This is a genomic window from Paenibacillus sp. WLX2291 (assembly GCF_046603665.1).
GTDB lineage: Bacteria > Bacillota > Bacilli > Paenibacillales > Paenibacillaceae > Saccharibacillus.
This window is the reverse complement of the sequence record NZ_CP176755.1, coordinates 2,955,861-2,974,825: the sequence shown is the minus strand read 5'-3', so window position 1 is coordinate 2,974,825 and position 18,965 is coordinate 2,955,861. Positions and strand designations below refer to the sequence as shown.

The following is an 18,965-nucleotide window of genomic DNA, read 5'->3' as shown; positions in this document are numbered from 1 at the left end:
CTTCGTCTTTGATTTTTAAAATAAACCTCCCTAATATGTCGAAATGCTAAAATACTTATCCAATACAGGATATAATTATATCAGTCGGCTATTTTAATAAAAGAAACGATATCGTTTAAAAATATAACAATATTCCCATAGGAGGAAAAATGAAAGCAGATCAAATGCCACTTACGCATACACTATTTGAAAAAACGAAACATGGTAATATTGATTTTCCTATTCAGTATTATGTAGACGAATTATACAAATTCTCGCAACAAAGTGTTCCGTTGCACTGGCATTTTGAACCTCAATTTTATATAGCATATGGTGGTAACGTTCGAGTTCATTTTGGTAATCACTATGTAGATTTGGAGAAAGGTGATGGGATTTTTATTAATGGAAATATACTGCATGGATTTCAGCAAATAGATGAACAATCCAAGTGTCAGTGCCCTAATATTATTTTTTCAGCAGAATTAATAGCTGCCTCATCTACACGAATTTTTCAGAAATATATCAAACCGCTGCTGACAAATGAAGAGATCCCTTTTTTTGTTTTATCTCCTCAAACTACTTGGCAGCAACAGATCCTGTACCATTTGTTCAATGTATTCTATTTGCTACAAACGTATGGTTCTGCGAGTGCCTATGGGACTGTTCCTGCATTGGATTTTAAAACAGTGAATCTTGAAGAGGAATGTTTTGAAATGCAAGTTCAATGCTATATGAATTTAATATGGCAAATAATCATTAAACACATGGAATCGATCCCAAAATTGAAAAAAAATAAAAAGGAATTACAAATTTATATACGCTTGCAGCTTATGATTTCTTATGTAGAAAATCATTTTATGAATGAAGTAAAGCTTAATCAAATCGCATCGGCGGCAAGTATTAGCAAAAGTGAAGCTGCTCGTATATTTAATGACTACATGCACTGTACACCTATTGAATTTGTAATCAGGCATCGCCTTGAAACTGCGAAATATTTATTAAATACAACAACGCAAAACATTCAGGAAGTTGGTTTTGCTTGCGGATTTAATACAACAAGCTATTTTATAAAAATGTTCAAAAAATATACTGGACTGACACCGAAAGAGTATCAAAAAGAATAGAGCATTTTATTTAAATTCGGACTTTTGTTATTAAAATCGGTACTTTATCTGGTTTGTTTATAGGATTTATTTACATTGATAATCATTATCAAATAAGATGTTTAAGCCATCGTTCCTATTCACTCATAAAGGAGGATATCTCTTACGGCTACAAAAAATAAGTATATTTCGATTGCCATTATTCTTGGTGTGTTTAGCATTTTGCTTGTAGGTATTGGGATAGCAATATCCATTACTTATGGTAGTACAAATGTTTCTTGGAAGGATATTTGGCAAGCATTATTTTTCTATGATCATGCTAATGATATTCATGTATTGATTTACGAATTAAGGCTTCCCAGAATATTTAGTGCCATACTGGTAGGGGCTTGTATGGCAGTCTCAGGTGCTGTCATGCAGGGGATTACCCGTAATCCTATGGCAGATCCTTCTATTCTAGGTTTGTCTCAAGGAGCAGGTTTGGCTATATGTATAGCTATGGTGTTTTTCCCTTTATTGAATGTTTTACAGATTACTTTTGTTTCTTTCCTCGGAGCAGGAGTAAGTATTTTATTCGTTTATCTTATCAGCATATATTCTCCCGGCGGAATGACATCTATAAAAATGATTTTAGCTGGAACTGTGATTAGTTATTTGTTTGGCTCAATCAGTTCAGGACTTGCTATTTACTATGAGATTTCAAAAGATTTGGCTTTCTTTTATGCTGGAGGCTTATCTATGGTGCGATGGCCTTCTGTTTTCTTACTTATTCCCATAAGCATTGTATCTTTGCTTGTCACCTTCATTTTATCTCCTTCGATTAGTATATTGAGTCTTGGAGAAGATATTGCAAAAGGGCTAGGACAAAAAACGATCGTTATCAAAGTGACGGCTATAGGTTTGGTAGCTATCATGACTGGTATTTCCATTTCAGTTGCAGGAGCTATCGGATTTATCGGGCTTGTTATTCCTCATATCGTTAGAGCGCTTGTAGGGCAGGATTATCGATTGATCATTCCTTGTTCTGCTGCTCTGGGAGCAGTATTGCTACTCTATGCGGACATCGTTGCACGCTGGATACAATTTCCTTATGAAACGCCAATAGGGGCAATAACGGCTGTACTTGGTGTACCCTTTTTCTTGTACCTTGCAAGAAAGCAATGGAGGGGAATGTAATGCAAGCATTGCGAAGAAGACGTGTATGGATCGTATCGTTCATCTTTATAGGTTTGATGATGAGTGTATCCGTATTGAGTTTGAATTCGGGGGCGGTTTCTATATCGCCATCAGAAGTCTGGCTCACTTTAACAGGACAAGGCTCAAAGATTCAAAATTTTACTCTGTTGGATTTAAGGTTGCCTCGAATGATTGCAGCTATTCTCATTGGAGGCGGATTGGCTATATCGGGAGCAATTATGCAAGGATTGTCCAGAAATATTTTGGCTGATCCCGGTTTAATGGGTGTACATTCTGGTGCAGGGCTTTCGATTGTCTTACTGATGTATTTTGTTTTTCAAAGTAAAACTATTACAAATTATAATGCAATGAGTATCCCATTTTTTGCATTTTTAGGAGCTATGCTAACAGCTATTAGTATTTATATGTTGGCATGGCGAAAAGGAATTTTGCCTGTTCGATTAATTCTTGTAGGTATAGGGATAGGAGAAGGGTTGCGAGCAGCATATGTAATATTATCGTTGAAACTAAACGATGAAGTATATATGTCAGCAACAGTATGGTTAGCTGGAAGCCTTACAGGGACAGGCTGGTCGATTATTTGGTCAACTTTTCCCTGGATTGTAACATTATCATTATGGGCGTTTTACAACTACCGCCACCTTGATATTTTAAGTTTTGGAGAAAGTACGGTAGCTAGTCTTGGTATACGAATGGATCGAGCACGTCTCAAATTTTTACTGATGAGTGTAGGTATTTCGGGAGCTTGTGTGGCAGCAGGTGGAGGTATTGGCTTTATTGGCTTGATGGCACCCCATATTGCCCGACGTTTAATTGGTAATACGTACAAATATGTGATTCCGGTTTCTGCGCTGGTAGGTGCATTATTATTACTCATTTGTGATTGGTGTGCGCGTACAATGGTGCCTAAAATGGAGCTACCTGCTGGAATTTTAGTTTCGGCTATTGGAGCACCATACTTTCTCTACCTCTTGTTTCGATCTAAATAATATAAAAAAGGATCATGGTGAACTCTTTGAAAAAAATAACAGTAGGTATCATTATTATATCTTTGATTTTTGTTTTGTCTGCTTGTAACAATATGAATACCAATTCATCAACAACTTCTTCGTCTTCGGACACTGCACAGAGCGAAGATATGCGTAGTATCCAAACGGAAAAAGGAAATGTGGACATACCCGCTCATCCAAAACGAATTGTAGATTTGGCATATACAACAGAACAGCTGCTTATTATGGGATATACGCCTATTATGTCTTCCACCGGATTAAATGGAAAAGCCCCAACATATTTAAATGGGAAATTGGATGATGTTACATTTATTTCTCCGCAGACTGTAAAAATCGAAGATATTATAGCAGCAAAGCCGGATTTAATTATTAGCAATTCACGTACAGAAAAACTATATGACCAGTTATCTCAAATTGCTCCAACCATTTACCTTAAAAATGATCTTTATTCCTGGAAAGAACAATTTCACGAATTGGGCGGGTTTTTAGGTAAAGAAAAAGAAGTGACTACATGGTTTGATCAATATATGAAAAAAGCAAAGATAATCGGAGACAAAATTAAAGCCAAGTTTCCTGGTGAGACATTTACACTTTATGTAACTAATGCAACAGAATATCGGATTTATGGGCGTTCTTTACTTGGCGATGTACTTTTTACCGATATGGGATTACCCGCAGCAGAAGGTGTACCCTTAAATAAACCGGACTCAACGGTGGAAGTAGTATCCCTGGATACTATTTACGGATTACAGCCAGACCATATTTTTGTAGGATATTATGCATATGAAGCAAATACAGATGAAGTTGTAGCATCGCGATTCAAGGACTTTATATCAAATCCTTTATTTACTCGATTGAAGGCAGTAAAGGAGAAAAAGCTTTATTCAATTATAGGAGAAGAATGGCATGAATCTGAGTATCCATTGGGAAAAGAAAAAGTGCTTGAAGTCATTCAACAGAAAGTGTTGGGCAATTCGTAACGTAAGATTTAACTTTGTTATGAAAGATTACAGTTTAATGTAATGAGAGGTTATCATATGACTAAAGATATCCCCATTATCCATGATCGTACATTGGTGGATGTGAAAAAAATAAACTTATCTCGAATCGAACGTCCTTTTTTTCGTACCGAAGAGAAAGATGTTTTATCTCCTCATCGTCATGACTTTTATGAAATTTTCTGGCTTGTCAAAGGAAGTGGGACAGTTACTATTGACTTCAAAACGTATGCATTGAATGAAAATGTAATTTGTTTTATTTCTCCAGGACAAGTTCATGGATGGAGTTTTGAGGATACAGATCAACTTTTGCAAGGCTATTTAATCAAGTTTCATAAGGATATTGTATGCAAGCAAGAATCCGATTCTTTTTCTTTTATAAATAATTATATAGGCAATATAGACGCAGTTTGTTATATCAATCAAGAACAAACAGTTGCATTTGATCGTATATTTGAACTGCTTCATCGAGAATCTGAAATGACAATGTTGTATAGTGATGAAGCAATACGCTTCTATCTGCAATTAATTTTAATTGAAATACAGCGTAATCAAATGGCTAACACTATTCAACAAACCGAAGATCGAGCCTATCTACTAACAAAGTCATTTTTAAAGTTGGTTGAAGAACATTTTAAAAGTCATACTAGTGTCGATAATTATGCACGGATGTTATTTGTCACCCCTAATCATTTAATTCAAACTACGAAACGTACGTTAGGTAAAACAGCTGGTGAATTGATTCGTGATCGTCAAATGCTTGAAGCAAAACGTTTATTACAATTTTCTAGGCTCTCTATAGAACATACTGCTCAACATATTGGTTTTACTGATCCATCATACTTTGGTCGTGTATTTAAACAGTATACAGGCTATTCACCGTCCAAATTTCGTTCTCAATCTTAAATTTAATCGATAGCTTTAATGAAAATATGATGTGACATCAAGAATATGATAATTTGTACGGAGTGATTATTATTTCAAAAATAAATTCAAATTCATCGTTATTAAAGGTCAATTCTGCTTTTCGAAATTTATGGATATCTAAAATTTTTGCAACGACAGCTTTTCAAATGTTAACTGTGACTATAGGTTGGCAAATGTATTCATTAACTAAAGATGCATTCAGCTTAGGACTTGTTGGTCTCGTAGAGTTTATACCTATGATTTTGTTTACACTTATCGCTGGACAAGTTGCAGACAAATTTAACAGAGTTAAAGTAGTATATCTCTGTCAATTGATTGAATGTGCAGTCATTCTTTTTCTCTTGATTGCAAGTGTAGGAGGCTGGATACAAGGATATCATATACTCATTGCGGCTGTACTTTTTGGTAGTTCGCGAGCCTTTGAGAGTCCAACTAGTTCTGCATTGGTTCCTGATGTGGTTGATCGCGAATCTTTGCCTAAAGCTTCCGCTTGGAATGCGTCAGCTGGTGAAGCAGCTTCGATTATTGGGCCGGCTTTAGGTGGAGTATTGCTCATTTTTGCTCCATCTGTTGTATATATTATTTCGTTTATTGCAATGTTGAGTTCTGCTTTTTTAATTTCTCGCATCAAAGTAAAATATGCTCAGAAGATAGAGGAGAAAGAAGATGTAGATGCTATTCTTGGTGGGTTACGCTTCGTATTGACTCGAAAGATTATATTGGGTGCTATTTCTCTTGATCTATTTGCAGTATTACTAGGCGGTGCGACTGCTTTATTACCTATTTTTGCAGAAGATATTCTCCAAGTAGGAAGTTGGGGATTAGGATTGATGCGGACAGCTCCGGCAGTAGGGGCATTGATTATGTCTCTCATTCTTATTCGATTTTCTGTAAATAAATCAGTGGGTACATTATTGTTTGGATCGCTAATTGTTTTCGGATTAGCCACTGTATTGTTTGCTTTATCTAAAAGCTTGATACTTTCTCTATTGGCTCTTGTTTTAATTGGTGCGTCAGATGTAATCAGCGTAGTCATTCGTACGACACTTGTACAGGTAAATACACCTAAAGAAATGCAAGGACGTGTAAACGCAATTAACAACTTGTTTATCGGAGCTTCTAATCAGTTAGGAGAGTTCGAATCAGGTACGATGGCTGGTTGGTTTGGAGTTGTTAGAGCCACGATCATTGGTGGTATGGGAACTATTGTAATTGCGGTCTTATGGATGTACTTATTCCCAATGTTGAGAACTTTAAAAACGTATTATGTAGATGACAATCATCAACACGAGAAAGTTTGAAAACTAGTATATCAGTATAAGCGAATTATAATTATATCAATGAAATAAGAAATGAGACTAATTGTTTATTATCTGAAAATTATAAATTTTATATTATAATTATGCTAATATTTTAACAAGTATATAAAACAAGCAATGAAATTATAGCTGTTTTTAGCTATGATATCATTGCTTATTTTAATTCATTTTGCTATACCAAACAATTTTATTACTTCTAGCATATGTGTTACTTAATTTCTAGATTTAAAAATGGAATTCAATAACATAGTCTATGTCAGGATTTCGTTATAAATTGAAAGATAATTGTATATTATTCTGTATACTTTTCTTTGTGTATCACTCAATTTATTGAATACGAGTTATTCTCATACTGTTTGATTATTTTGTAAAAAGTATTCTTCTTCAAACTTAGTTTCTTCATTAGTTCTACTCCAGTCATTTCTCTAGATTTCCATTTGGGGTAAAAGGATTCTAATAAGAAGCTTTGTTCTGGTGAAAGTGTAGACAATTGTATTGCCGGTCTACCTAAATGTTTTCCTCGCTTACGAGCTGCTGCTATACCTTCAGACTGAGCTTGTTTAATGTCATTCCATTCTTCCTCAGCCAACCAGCTCAATATATGTAGTACTAAATCCATAATCAACTTACCTACACCCTCTAGTTCCTGATACTTGCGTGTATCCAGAATAGGTATATCGATCACGACTACATGAATTTTAGCATCAATAAGCCATTGCCATTCTTTTAGTATTTCTTGTTTGTTGCGACCAAAGCGATTGATCGACTTAACAAATAAAGTATCGCCCTCTCGCAATACTCACTTTAAAAGTTAATATTCTGGACGATCAAAATTCTTGCCACTAACTGTATCAATAAAAATAAATTCATTTTTAATTCCTTGTTGTAATAATACATGTAATTGTCTATCTTCGTTCTGCTCTCAAGTTGAAATTCGCGCATATCCGTATTATCTCGTATGTGTATGCATATGATTCTCCTCCTAGTATCTATTTATAATGAAGCATTTACTATTTGAAAACTAACATTATATATTGATTATATCAGTTTTCGATGTGCCTTTAGAAACAGTAGATTTCGGAAAGCCAATGAGAATAAATGAATTGAAAGTTTACTAGCACTTACAAGAATTTTTTTCTTAAGGTATATGTCGAAAAGAATTTAATAGTCATAATTTGGTTAATATTTCTAACATGAGGAAGACAGAAAATTAGCATACTATGTTATTGTGAGACCGAGGAAAGTTTGCTTTCAGTATTAGATTTATATAAATAATACCCGTGGTGCTAGTTAAAACTAATCTTGGATTACTCCTGTTTTCCAAAGCGTATAGGCTAGCAAAATCCCATCTAAAGTCGTTTCGAATCCAGATGGACTCTTCGAACGAATCGAAGAAAGAGCAAAACGAGTCACTAAGATGGAACATACCGTTTCGATTTTCTTGCGTTTGCGTCGCATCCAGCGTGTAAAGGCTGGTGTCCACCGTTCTTTTTTGCTGTTTGAACGAGTGGGCACACAAAGAATGGTACCGAAGTTTTGTTCCAACCGAACATGTAAAGAGCGACTAAGGTACCCTTTATCTCCAAGAACGAGGGCAGAAGGTGCTGGCAAAGCAACTCTTCTACCATCTGTACATCATGAACCGAAGCAGCCGACAAGACGTAACTTTGGACGAAACCGAATGAGTCGATTTGCACGTGCAACTTGAAGGCGTAGTAATGACTCTGTTTTGAAGCGCAATAGCCAACGTCAGCTAAACCTCGAAAGCATCGCGCCCTTTGTGACACGAACCGGGTGGCACAAGGGCAGGGGAAGGCTGTCGATGATTGAGTAGGCGCTGCCGAACTCCGGCGAAGAGAGTCGTTTGCGTAACCACTTGAGCGCGAAGCGCAGATCTCGCCATCGTCGATTGTACCGAGAACGTTCCACGATAGGGCCTAAGTTTCCTTGGATAAAGCGATGACAGGCACGTTCAGAGGTGAATCCTAGACCTTTTCCCAGCAGATGAAGCGTCAGGATATGGGCATCGCTTTGCTGAAGCAGATGATGGTTTTTCCGTTGAAGAAAGGGCGCGAGCGCTTGCAATTCCTGCTGAACTTTTTTCAAAATAGCGCCAGATTGGTTTTGTACCGAGCATGGTTTTTGTGTACAATGAAGATGTCTTTGCACAGGAATCCACCTTCCAAAATGGGGTTTGGTCACTTTCATTTTGGATGTTTTTCTGGGCAAAGGCTATTTTTATTTTTCAGCTAGCACCACGAGTATAATAAATATGCGCTTATATGCTATTTCAAAATTTCTCAATATATTTTGTACGTTTTTGAATACTAACTCAGACCAATTCAAATTCAACCGATTTTACTAAGTCATCTTACAACGAAAGGACGACTTGGTAGATTATTCAGCTTGGAATGTGTACTAAATAAACACATAATACTTAAAAGAGATTAAAATGATTTGAATAGTTATTCTCTGATAATTTATTATGTGAACTCTTTTTATTTTTTTGATGCTATTCATATTGCCTCTAATTATGATATGTTAGCTAATGTAGACCAATTATTTCCATATAATCTTCAAGGAAGTATTCACATTAATGTATATAAAGTCTAGAATTTAGTCTTGACTTATAAAAAATGTGAATGTGGTCAAAATGGCAAATTTGCTAAACATCAGAAGTTGAGCTCTTAAAAAGAATGTATAAGAAAAATAGCCTTTTATTAACGGTTACCATTCTTTACGAGAGACACTCATCAATAGGAAAGGAAAAGTAGAAAAAGAACAAATAGCATTTTTGAAAAGTATAGATTCAGTGGCAATTAACCTATTGATTTATCGCTGAGAGCCTAGCTTCAAATTTAAAACAGTATTTTAAAGTTTTTTGATATCATATCTACAATAAAAGGAGAATTTATGAACGGAAATCACCTTTTCAGACATTTTATGGATAATGTACAAAGATATGCAGAAGCCTATTTCGAATTAGAAGAAGCTCAAAAAGATTCATCTCAAAGTTTTATTCCTAAAATAGGTGATCAAAAAACAGGCGTTATTGGTGAAGCTTATATATATCAATACCTATCAGAATTAGGTCATAAATCTATAGAGTATGGTAGTGCAAGTGAAAAAGGTTGGGATATTAAATATATAGATAAAAACAATAGTAAGGAATACAAAGTTCAAGTCAAAACTGTGTCGGGGTATTCTACAACTAGAATTATATCTCCAATTCATGATGGATGGGATCATTTATATTTGCTGTCAATAGATCAGAAATTCATACCAGACGGACTTTGGCTTATTGATAATCCAATCAACATAGAATGGAATGTTAAATTAAAAGACAATGTTACGAACGGGAAGAAGTCTGAGAACGGGAAGAAGTCTAAAATAGAAGTGAAATATTTGCGAGGTGCTAAAATGAAAAAAAATAGTGTTGTAGATGCTACAGAACAACAAACAACAAAGTTGTTCAAAAAAGCAACTAATGAGTTTGAAAAATTCACTAAAGTTATGGAGAAATATTTTAGTGAAGAATTGGATAAATGAACACTAATGAAGCTCAAAGTTTGGATGAGCCGGCAGACTTGAGTGAAGTAGCTTGTGCAATTATCGAATATAAAGGAATAAGTATCAAAGAGTTTGACAAGCTTCGATTGGAAAAGAACAAAGAACGTGGAGGGCTTGAAAATAAGTTGTTTGTTACTAAGTGCTAAAAAAATTAAAGTCTTCGTGTGAAATTTTATGAAAACTTTAATTTTATATAGTAGGTGATAAAGATCTCTGGATAAGAAATCTACTTAAAATCTAAATTTATTTCAAATTCTAATAATCCATGATTGTTTAAAAATTGATTCTATACTTTGTTTAAGCTTAAAATGAAAAGGTTGATCTAATTTTAAACTTTATTTTCTTATTATTTTTAGTATAATATCTTTGTTTGATTTTGCATTATTCTCAAAATATTTAAATTTTTCTGAATAATGGTTATTTTTTGAATTGAAAAAATATTATGCCCAATCAAGGAAGCCCTAGAGATTCAAAATTCATTGACCAACCAGTTCATATTATAACTGAACAAATAAATGAAAAAGTGAATAAGCTGTCTTTAACAAACGGAGGAAGCATTCTCGCTGTGGATTTGCATTCTTACTAATTAGTTTGATAATGAAACTAATTCTTAAATAATTCAATAGCCATAGGATGAATACCCATTGAGCCGCTTATTTAAATATAAGCGGCTCAATGTATTTAATGGAATATTTGAAAAAACGAATCTAATTTCTTTTTTGTTTCACTGGAAAGTCGAACACGATCTGCTTCCCAGTTGTAAACAGATTTTGCTTCAATATTAAAGAAGTTTGCTAAGTTTTGTTTTACCCATCCACGATAATACCTTGCCTTGCGAATACGCTGACCCTGTGTTTCTACAGGCATATGCTCATAAGCACCTAAATACCAAATCTCTTTGTTATATAATGTAGAAAGTTTTCCGACTATAAGCAATGAAGGATTAGTTTTCTCATTCTCAATCGAGCTGAGTGAATTAGTTGAAATCTGTATTCGCGAGGCAACTTCACGAATCGTCATATGATTCTCTAAACGCGCTGCACGAATGCGTTGACCAGCTGTGTCGGTTGGAAGAAGAGTATGTTGCTGTATGAAAGGCAAAGCTATTTGCCGCTTGATTTGTAAAAGGTCAACAGTACTATCTACACGCTTGTCCGTGAAGAAAGTAGAGTGGAGATCAAAAGAAGAGGATTTCTAGTTTAGATATAGGAAAGATAGTATACGTATATAATTTCTGCTTTATGTATGTGAAACCGTAGATGAAAAGCAATCGCAATATATATAAGATAACGAACTCCTTTCTAGTTTCGTGCCGATTTCGTGCCGACGGCACAAGATAAACAATGATATATTATGCAAAGTTGAATCGAATGAATCGTAATTTTATTAGAGTTTATAGGGAATTTGATACCCTACGATCTTCGCCACTAAAAGGAATTAGGAAAAATGGTTCAAAGGCAAGGCAGCCGCGGCTGTTGCCTTGCAAGCGTGGAAACCAAGTGCGTGTCATAGTAAGTGCGTTCCTCCGATGTAAGTGAAATCGTAGACAGGACAAGGGGAATGATGTGATAGATCATCTCCGTTAGATGATGATCTATCACATAAATGTCTTTATCCATTGTAGCAATGTCATTCAGGGTTTCAAAGAGGAAAATTTAAGCTGCATGTCAACTTTGTACCATATAGAATCTAGATTGAAGAAGTTCTGCGAATCCTGTGTATAACACTCTTTTTATAAAAGGATTATTTTAGTTTTATTTACAATTTTTTAATTTGGAGGTTGATATTTTCAATTTAGTATTTTTTATCTACTAGAGTAAGACCATAATCTTTTAATTGTCCATGTACGGCATTCATTATCCAGTCTGCAATGGAGATCCCTTGTTCTTTGAAATTAACAAAACTATGAGGCGTTGCGGTAATTGTATGCATCGTCAAATTCCGTGGATCATCGTACCATGGTAACCCATCCCAAATAAATAAATAACCGCCGGCTTGATTTTTGATTTCATGTATCATAGTTTTTAAGTTTTTCTGGTAGATGTCGGCTTTAGCTTCGTTTACATCCATTACTCCGGTATCAAAATAATTTTGAACTTTTGCAAGATCGCCGTCGCGTGTGGAAGAATCGAATAAGATATGAACCTGATCACCATATTTTTTATGCAAAGAAGTAAGGCTGTCTAATGTAATATTATTTGTCGTTAATCGATTCGCAATTTGAACTGGTGTTTTCCAGACATTGGTGGCTATATCATGCCAATTTTTATTGAGTAATAAGGAAGCATCTGCTAAAACCGTTTTACTTTTAGCATTTGGGAAATAATTCGTAAAGACGTCATCGGCCAATAAAGCTGCACCAAAGCCACCTGCGCTATAGCCTGTGACCAGTACATCTTCGGGATGATCGATACCAGCAAGTTGCATTACTTGTTTCATAGCCAATGAATAGTTTGTATATCCATTATGGTATAGTATTTTTTCTTTTCCTTTTTTGTCTATATATTTGAACTCGCCAGTCCCTGCATGAAAATCTCCTGTAGCATAAGGAAACTCAATGATCGTCCAATCTTTAAAAGGGTTAGTATCTGTTGCTGTTGCAATTCCACCCATATTCATTGTTAGATTTGCTAAAATATCTATAGGAATCTCTTTGGTATTGTACGTTTCATCTTTGGCCATTTCCTCATTTACGCTGACTCCACCACCCGCAAAATAAACAATGACTTTATTCGCACTTCCTTTTTTGAAAAATGCTCTATACGAACTTCCATCTGATGATTTCATTTCTGAACTGGTGACTCGATACCATGTACCAATCTTTGGATTTTCTTTTAGATTGGGATACTGTAAAACAAACAGATATATACAAAGTGCCGCTACTATTAGTAAGCCAAACAGAATACCAACAGTCTTCAAAATGATATGCTTTTTTTGAGGTTTTTTTGTTTCACTTTCCGTAACAGAGTTAGAGATTCTCATTATAAATTTCCTCACATAATAAAATTTAAAATACATATTGCTTGCTTAGACGGACGGTATTGTATTCTGCAAATAGTGTATAGATTGCATGGAATGAAGTATTAATTAGTGGTTTTTACGAACATCTTGCCAGTTTGCATTTGTTAAGATTTCTGCATGATCACCAAAAAACGCATCTCTTGCTTGTTGATCTCCTTTTAACCAATACATAAACCAAGCGGTCATATATCCGTCTGCATGATTGAGCATATCACTATGATCTGTATTAACACGTCGTGCCATGATTTTATTGTCCTTATCCGAAATACGGTCATAATTGGTTTGCAATGACCATAATGGAGCGATTCCCTGTCCTTGTTTTGCTTGTATACTTGTAGCAGTTCCCGCATCAAATGCTCCAGTGCCAGCAACCATCAGATACGGAATATGGATATTGGTAACATCATAGCTCCAGTCCGATCCCAATTGATTTTTTTGCCCCCAAAAACTTGATGTAGCGCTTGCTGTAAACATGGCTGTATAGTAGTGACCATTTTTCTGTCGAGTAACAGCATTTATCGCTGCTACACCACCTTGTGAATGTCCCGAAATTCCAATATGATCGACATCAATTTTTTTATAAAAATCACTTTGCTGATCCGTATTTAGACTAAGCATAAAGTTTAGAGCCGCAGCAGAAGAAGCACCCGTTCTCGAATTTTCATCTTCATTACCGACGACAATAAAGCCCCATGAAGCTAAGTGTTTGAAGACAGCTTTGTATTTCGAAGCAGTAATGCCGGTACCATTCGCCATAATGACAAGCGGTAACGTAGAGGAGTTTTGCTTCATGTCAGAAGGATACCAGATCTCATATTGTTTAAACATATCATTGTCAGCACTGAATTCAGCATAAGAAACGTCATATGGACCTAGAGCAGTATACTTCGCTTCAATAGGTTGATCAGTTGTGACAAAGTCAAAATAGTGAGAACCACGATATGAAATAAACCCCCATACTCCTGCGATCACAACAACAATCAGAATGACGAAGATTAGTGATATACGTAATAATATTTTCATATGTTAACGATCCTTTGCTTTTAGTTGCTGCCCATATAGTGTTCTAAATATTCATTAAGCTTGTTGATATACTGGGCATAGATTTTGTTATCATTTTGTAGACCATGTCCTGAATGAGGGAACTCAAAATAGTCATACGGAACATTATTTGCTTTCAATGCGTTAACAAGGTATTTCACGCTACCAAATGGAGCTACCTTGTCATATCTTCCATAACCTGCGAGTGTAGGGACAGAGTTAGCATGAATCCACATGTAGGGGGAGATATCCTTCACAGCTTCTATATAACGTTCTGTTCCAATCATATCAGGTGTAATGTGACTACCAGACATAATACTGAACAATCCTGCTGCTGCTTCTGGATTTTTGTCTAAACCATAGTTCGTCCAATCTTTATGATAGAAACTAGGTGGTCCAACCATTTCAAAAACCATTTTGACAGGAATAGGGGAAGTATCTGCATCCCGGTAGGCATATAATAATGCAAGTGTTCCGCCTGCCGATCCACCAGCGATAGCCATGTGATCGAGATCATAGCCTAACTTTTGTGCTTCCGCTTTGACGATAGGCATACTTTTTTTGATTTCTTGGGACATAGTATAGACACTAGCTTGGGGATTATTATCGTCGCGTAGTGTATAGTTGATTCCTGCTGCAACATAACCTTTGGAAGTGAGCCATTTCAGCATAGTAACGTCATCACTTTTATCACCACCGGTAAAGCCACCTGCATGAAGATATACGACAAGACCATAATGTTTCTTTGTATGATCAGCAGGAACATACAAGTCGAATTTGTTCTTCTCTTGATCGCCATAAGCGATATCTGTGTAGATATGCCCGACAGAATCGTTCCAATTTACTTTCATTTCGCCAGATAGCGGACTATACGTCATTTTGAAAATAGCGGAAATGGCGAATACAGCAATAAAAGTACCAATATAAATAAAACCCCATCTTCTTTTTCTCCTACGATTGTCTTCACTATTCATAAAAAATTGCCTCCAAACAATGTGCCACCGAGCAAGAAATTCAGTGTTGCTCTTACAGCCAGCCGTCCAGAGACGATAGCTGCAATGACAATTATAGCTAGTATGAGGATGCGTTTTTGTGTAAGTGTCATCTTTGTCAAACTCCTTTATGATCAACCTATTTATATTGACCAGATTCATGTTACAAATGTATCATTTGATATAACGAATGTAGCACCACAGTAGAGGACACGCAATATAATGAGCAAAAATGATACAGAAAGGAGTAAATGTAACATGGCGGATTCTAATGTGAAAAATACCTATGTAAAGCAGCAAATTACTGATGCTATGCTTGATTTGTTAAAGACCTATGAACTCAAAAGTATCTCTATTAGCCAACTCGTTGCAACGGCACAGGTTAGTCGGATCTCTTTTTATCGAAATTACAGTGAAAAGGAAGACGTGCTTCGGGAGTATATCAATACCTTAATTCTTGGCTGGCATAGAGAGTATGAGAGTAGCGATCATAAATCAGAGGAAGAAATGTTGGGCAGTTTGTTTGCACATTTCACAGCAAACAGTGGCTTTTACTTGCTGCTTAGTCAACGCCAGCTTTTTCATCTGCTTAAAGAAGTGTTGAAAACCTTATATGGACCAAGACCAGAATATCCAAATTTTGGTGCGTATGTCGCAGCATATTTCTCTTATGGATTATTCGGCTGGATTGAAGAATGGTTTGCAAGAGGGATGCAAGAATCGGATGAAGAAATTACCATATTACTAAAAAACAGAAAGTGAACATGTAGGGAGAAAATCCATTGTATACATCCAAATTATAAGAGAAAAAGCTGCCATTCTTGATAGGCAGCTTTAATGAGTATTTATATATCTTCGATAATCCGTTGGTGCTAAGCCTACATATTTTTTAAACTGCTTAGAAAAATAAAAATTATCATTGAATCCCAACTGTTGTGCAATATCGGAAATTGAGCAGCAGGTTACTGTTAACAGCTGTTTCGATTTTTCGATTTTTTTGCGGCTGATATATTGAATGGGAGGCATTCCCATGTGCTGCTTAAACATACGGATTAAAGAATTCGGATGCATGTAAATAAGATGTGCTAATTCTTCAAGCGTGATAGTAGAACCAATATGATCATCAATATAGTTTAAGACAAGAGCTAATTGATCTAGAGCAGCTCGATTTTTTAAAACGAGTTGTCGATGATCTGAATGTACATTCATGATGAAATAACTAATAAGTTCCATCAGTTTACTTTTAACCAACAAATTGGCATAGACTGCATCGGAATGAGCAAAAGTGATAATATCTTGAAAAATTTGGGTTAACCGATCAGGTTGATATGGTATGCATAAAGGATAAATATCCAACAGTTTAAATAAATTAATGCCATTTACATGTGCGGTAAAATGACACCAGTATTTTTGAAAAGGATGCTCATTAATGACTGAGTAGGATTGTTTGATGCCTTGTGGCAATAAAAATAATTCTCTCGGTTGCGGATAGTATTCATTTCTTCCAATTTTTAACCAACCTTCTCCTTCACATATCCAATAGAATTTACTGTAATCGGGCGTGTAGTCTAGTTCTTTCCATTGTGAAGAACATCTATTGTAATTCGCAATAATAAATTCTACTTTGAGATTGGCTAGATAATTAGAAAGCAGAATATCGTCATTCATGGATGCAAATCTCCCTTTTTCGTTATTTTTGTACAGGATTTAGTTACTAATCTACATGTATCGGATTGTATGTGTTTCGTATACTATATTGCGAAAAGAAAAGATAAAGGATGTGTAGTATGACATGAATCGATCTTCTTATTTAGAGCAAATTCAACAAGTAATTGCAAGAGGAGATTTTAAAGAAAGTTGGGAATCATTGCAAAGTTTCGATGTTCCGGATTGGTATAAGCAAGCGAAATTTGGGATTTTTATTCATTGGGGATTGTATTCTATCCCTGCTTTTGAAAATGAATGGTATTCACGTAATATGTACATTCCGGGTTCTAAAGCTTATGAACATCACATTGAAGTATATGGGAAGCATACGGAATTTGGATACAAAGATTTTATTCCGATGTTTACTGCTAATCAATTCGATGCAAAGGAATGGGCAACGTTGTTCAAAGCATCAGGGGCAAGGTACATAATGCCAGTTGCTGAACATCACGATGGTTTTCAGATGTATAAAAGTGATGTTTCATTTTATAATGCCTTTCATATGGGACCTGGTCGCGACTTGCTTGGTGAGATGAAGCAGGCGTTTGAAGAAAAACATTTAATATTCTGTGCCTCTTCGCATCGAGCAGAGCATTGTTTTTTTATGTCACATGGTAGATCTTTTCCATCTGACATCCATAAGCCTTTGACTAGAAGCGACTTTTATTGGCCAGCTGAGCCAGAACCGGATCATCATGACCTATTTGCTTCTCCACCTAGTATTGAATTTTTAGAGGATTGGCTAATTCGAACTTGCGAAATTGTAGACCTTTACCAGCCGAAGCTTATCTATTTCGATTGGTGGATTCAACATGCCGCGTTTAAGCCATATCTTAGAACATTCGCAGCCTATTACTACAATAAAGGCAAAGAGTGGGGCATACCAGTAGCAATCAATTACAAGTTTGATGCGTTTATGTTTGGTACGGCTGTTCCCGACGTTGAACGTGGTCAGTTTGCTGAACTTCAGCCCTATTACTGGCAAACTGACACTGCCGTTGCCAAAAATTCATGGTGTTATACCGAAGAGAATGTGTACAAATCTTCTGTTGATATCATTCGTGATTTAATTGATATTGTTAGCAAAAACGGTAATCTATTGCTTAATATTGGTCCCAAAGCCGATGGCAGTATTCCAGTAGAGGATCAACGAATTTTGCTTGATATTGGCGATTGGCTGCGTAGGAATGGCGAAGCGATCTATGAAACGATACACTGGCGTATTTCTGGAGAAGGACCAACGACCATTATGGAGGGACATTTTACAGATCATGAACCGAAACCGTATACATCGCAGGATATTCGTTTTACGTTCAAAGACACTACTTTATACGCGATTTTACTGGTCTATCCACAAGATGGAAGGGTTCGTATTACATCCCTGCGAATAAAATCTCCACATTTTGCTGGTATTATTCAAATGATAAGTGTATTGGGATTTGAGGATCAAGTGCATTGGCAACAAACGCCAGAGGCTCTCTATATTCAAAGCAGACCTATGTCCACTTTAGTACCTGTTGTATTTAAAATTCAACTGAACTGAGAATGGATGAAAGGAGAAGATGTAACGATGATTCGAGTGATGATAGCAGATGATAATCAGGTATTTGTGAAAAAGCTCAATCATTATTTTTCAAGTCAACCAGATATGAACAACCTTGGCTTCAACATCAACATGATGCTTTTGAACGTATCATAAGACATGGAGGACATTTAAACATGTTAAAAGCAACGAACAAAGGGTTTTATCTCAATTGGTGTAGAGATTGCGTACACATTATAATGTCTATTCTGAGTAAATATCTGGATTAAAGTACTCTGGCTCATATAATCTCTTGGTACTCAGTCTCTCATCCGCAAAAAGCGTCAGTTTACGTACACCGCTGACGTTGCTGGACGCGTATTTACAATACCAAACGACCAAGCGAAAATAAAACAAATAGACGCCGATAGAATACCGACGCCAGTTCGTTTTACAGGGTGTTTATAAACTGTCTATTAAATCGAGGCTTGATTAACATTCATGAGTACTGGTGGCTTGCGTATAACTTGTTTGTAAATGGAGTATTACCGGTATTTCATTGGATAGATAATCAAACCA

Annotated in this window: 19 protein-coding genes; 10 read left to right on the top strand and 9 right to left on the bottom strand. The window is 35.9% G+C overall.

Annotation, left to right across the window (positions count from 1 at the left end; all coding sequences use genetic code 11):
* Positions 1–149: 149 nt before the first annotated feature.
* The 6 genes from ACDE64_RS12625 (at position 150) to ACDE64_RS12600 (ending at position 6,515) form a co-directional block, all read left to right on the top strand.
* Complete coding sequence (locus ACDE64_RS12625; protein WP_411346997.1) at positions 150–1,103, top strand: helix-turn-helix domain-containing protein; 954 nt, start codon at positions 150–152, stop codon at positions 1,101–1,103.
* 201 nt (positions 1,104–1,304) lie between these two features.
* Positions 1,305–2,258, top strand: a complete 954-nt coding sequence (locus ACDE64_RS12620; RefSeq protein ID WP_411346996.1) for a FecCD family ABC transporter permease — start codon at positions 1,305–1,307, stop codon at positions 2,256–2,258.
* Positions 2,258–3,268, top strand: coding sequence for a FecCD family ABC transporter permease (locus tag ACDE64_RS12615; protein WP_411346995.1), 1,011 nt, complete (start codon positions 2,258–2,260; stop codon positions 3,266–3,268). The genes ACDE64_RS12620 and ACDE64_RS12615 overlap by 1 nt, the downstream gene beginning before the upstream one ends.
* 26 nt (positions 3,269–3,294) lie before the next feature.
* On the top strand, positions 3,295–4,269 hold the full coding sequence (locus tag ACDE64_RS12610; protein ID WP_411346994.1) for an ABC transporter substrate-binding protein: 975 nt from the start codon (positions 3,295–3,297) through the stop codon (positions 4,267–4,269).
* A 57-nt stretch (positions 4,270–4,326) separates the two neighbouring features.
* Entirely contained in the window at positions 4,327–5,193 is an 867-nt protein-coding gene (locus ACDE64_RS12605) for an AraC family transcriptional regulator (protein ID WP_411346993.1), read from the top strand.
* A gap of 62 nt (positions 5,194–5,255) precedes the next feature.
* Positions 5,256–6,515: an MFS transporter gene (locus ACDE64_RS12600; RefSeq protein WP_411350289.1), complete on the top strand. Its 1,260-nt coding sequence runs from the start codon at positions 5,256–5,258 to the stop codon at positions 6,513–6,515.
* A 340-nt stretch (positions 6,516–6,855) separates the two neighbouring features.
* On the opposite strand, the gene ACDE64_RS12595 is transcribed toward ACDE64_RS12600, so the two are convergent.
* The 3 genes from ACDE64_RS12595 to ACDE64_RS12585 form a co-directional block, all read right to left on the bottom strand.
* Positions 6,856–7,329, bottom strand: coding sequence for a recombinase family protein (locus tag ACDE64_RS12595; RefSeq protein WP_411346992.1), 474 nt, complete (start codon positions 7,327–7,329; stop codon positions 6,856–6,858).
* A 500-nt stretch (positions 7,330–7,829) separates the two neighbouring features.
* Positions 7,830–8,144, bottom strand: a complete 315-nt coding sequence (locus ACDE64_RS12590) for a transposase (RefSeq protein WP_411346991.1) — start codon at positions 8,142–8,144, stop codon at positions 7,830–7,832.
* Positions 8,145–8,282: 138 nt separating this feature from the next.
* The gene (locus ACDE64_RS12585; RefSeq protein WP_411346990.1) at positions 8,283–8,702 is read right to left on the bottom strand and encodes a hypothetical protein; all 420 of its coding nucleotides are present in this window, start codon (positions 8,700–8,702) and stop codon (positions 8,283–8,285) included.
* Between the two features lie 744 nt (positions 8,703–9,446).
* On the opposite strand from ACDE64_RS12585, the gene ACDE64_RS12580 reads away from it, so the two are divergent.
* On the top strand, positions 9,447–10,082 hold the full coding sequence (locus ACDE64_RS12580; RefSeq protein WP_411346989.1) for a hypothetical protein: 636 nt from the start codon (positions 9,447–9,449) through the stop codon (positions 10,080–10,082).
* Complete coding sequence (locus ACDE64_RS12575) at positions 10,079–10,249, top strand: hypothetical protein (RefSeq protein ID WP_411346988.1); 171 nt, start codon at positions 10,079–10,081, stop codon at positions 10,247–10,249. Before ACDE64_RS12580 ends, ACDE64_RS12575 begins: the two co-directional genes overlap by 4 nt.
* Positions 10,250–10,784: 535 nt before the next feature.
* Here the strand turns inward: ACDE64_RS12575 and ACDE64_RS12570 are convergent.
* The 5 genes from ACDE64_RS12570 to ACDE64_RS12550 all read right to left on the bottom strand — a co-directional run bounded on the left by ACDE64_RS12570 (position 10,785) and on the right by ACDE64_RS12550 (position 15,270).
* Positions 10,785–11,204, bottom strand: coding sequence for a helix-turn-helix domain-containing protein (locus ACDE64_RS12570; RefSeq protein WP_411346987.1), 420 nt, complete (start codon positions 11,202–11,204; stop codon positions 10,785–10,787).
* Between the two features lie 693 nt (positions 11,205–11,897).
* On the bottom strand, positions 11,898–13,085 hold the full coding sequence (locus ACDE64_RS12565) for a pectin acetylesterase-family hydrolase (RefSeq protein ID WP_411346986.1): 1,188 nt from the start codon (positions 13,083–13,085) through the stop codon (positions 11,898–11,900).
* 105 nt (positions 13,086–13,190) lie between these two features.
* Entirely contained in the window at positions 13,191–14,147 is a 957-nt protein-coding gene (locus tag ACDE64_RS12560; RefSeq protein WP_411346985.1) for a chlorophyllase/cutinase-like alpha/beta fold protein, read from the bottom strand.
* A gap of 20 nt (positions 14,148–14,167) precedes the next feature.
* The gene (locus ACDE64_RS12555) at positions 14,168–15,139 is read right to left on the bottom strand and encodes an alpha/beta hydrolase (RefSeq protein ID WP_411346984.1); all 972 of its coding nucleotides are present in this window, start codon (positions 15,137–15,139) and stop codon (positions 14,168–14,170) included.
* Complete coding sequence (locus ACDE64_RS12550) at positions 15,136–15,270, bottom strand: hypothetical protein (RefSeq protein WP_411346983.1); 135 nt, start codon at positions 15,268–15,270, stop codon at positions 15,136–15,138. Before ACDE64_RS12550 ends, ACDE64_RS12555 begins: the two co-directional genes overlap by 4 nt.
* A gap of 145 nt (positions 15,271–15,415) precedes the next feature.
* On the opposite strand from ACDE64_RS12550, the gene ACDE64_RS12545 reads away from it, so the two are divergent.
* Complete coding sequence (locus ACDE64_RS12545) at positions 15,416–15,919, top strand: TetR/AcrR family transcriptional regulator (protein WP_411346982.1); 504 nt, start codon at positions 15,416–15,418, stop codon at positions 15,917–15,919.
* A gap of 72 nt (positions 15,920–15,991) precedes the next feature.
* Here the strand turns inward: ACDE64_RS12545 and ACDE64_RS12540 are convergent, their stop codons facing one another.
* Complete coding sequence (locus tag ACDE64_RS12540) at positions 15,992–16,825, bottom strand: helix-turn-helix domain-containing protein (protein WP_411346981.1); 834 nt, start codon at positions 16,823–16,825, stop codon at positions 15,992–15,994.
* A gap of 124 nt (positions 16,826–16,949) precedes the next feature.
* Here ACDE64_RS12540 and ACDE64_RS12535 point away from each other — a divergent pair, with 124 nt between their 5' ends.
* Entirely contained in the window at positions 16,950–18,407 is a 1,458-nt protein-coding gene (locus ACDE64_RS12535; protein WP_411346980.1) for an alpha-L-fucosidase, read from the top strand.
* The last annotated feature ends 558 nt before the right edge of the window (positions 18,408–18,965 follow it).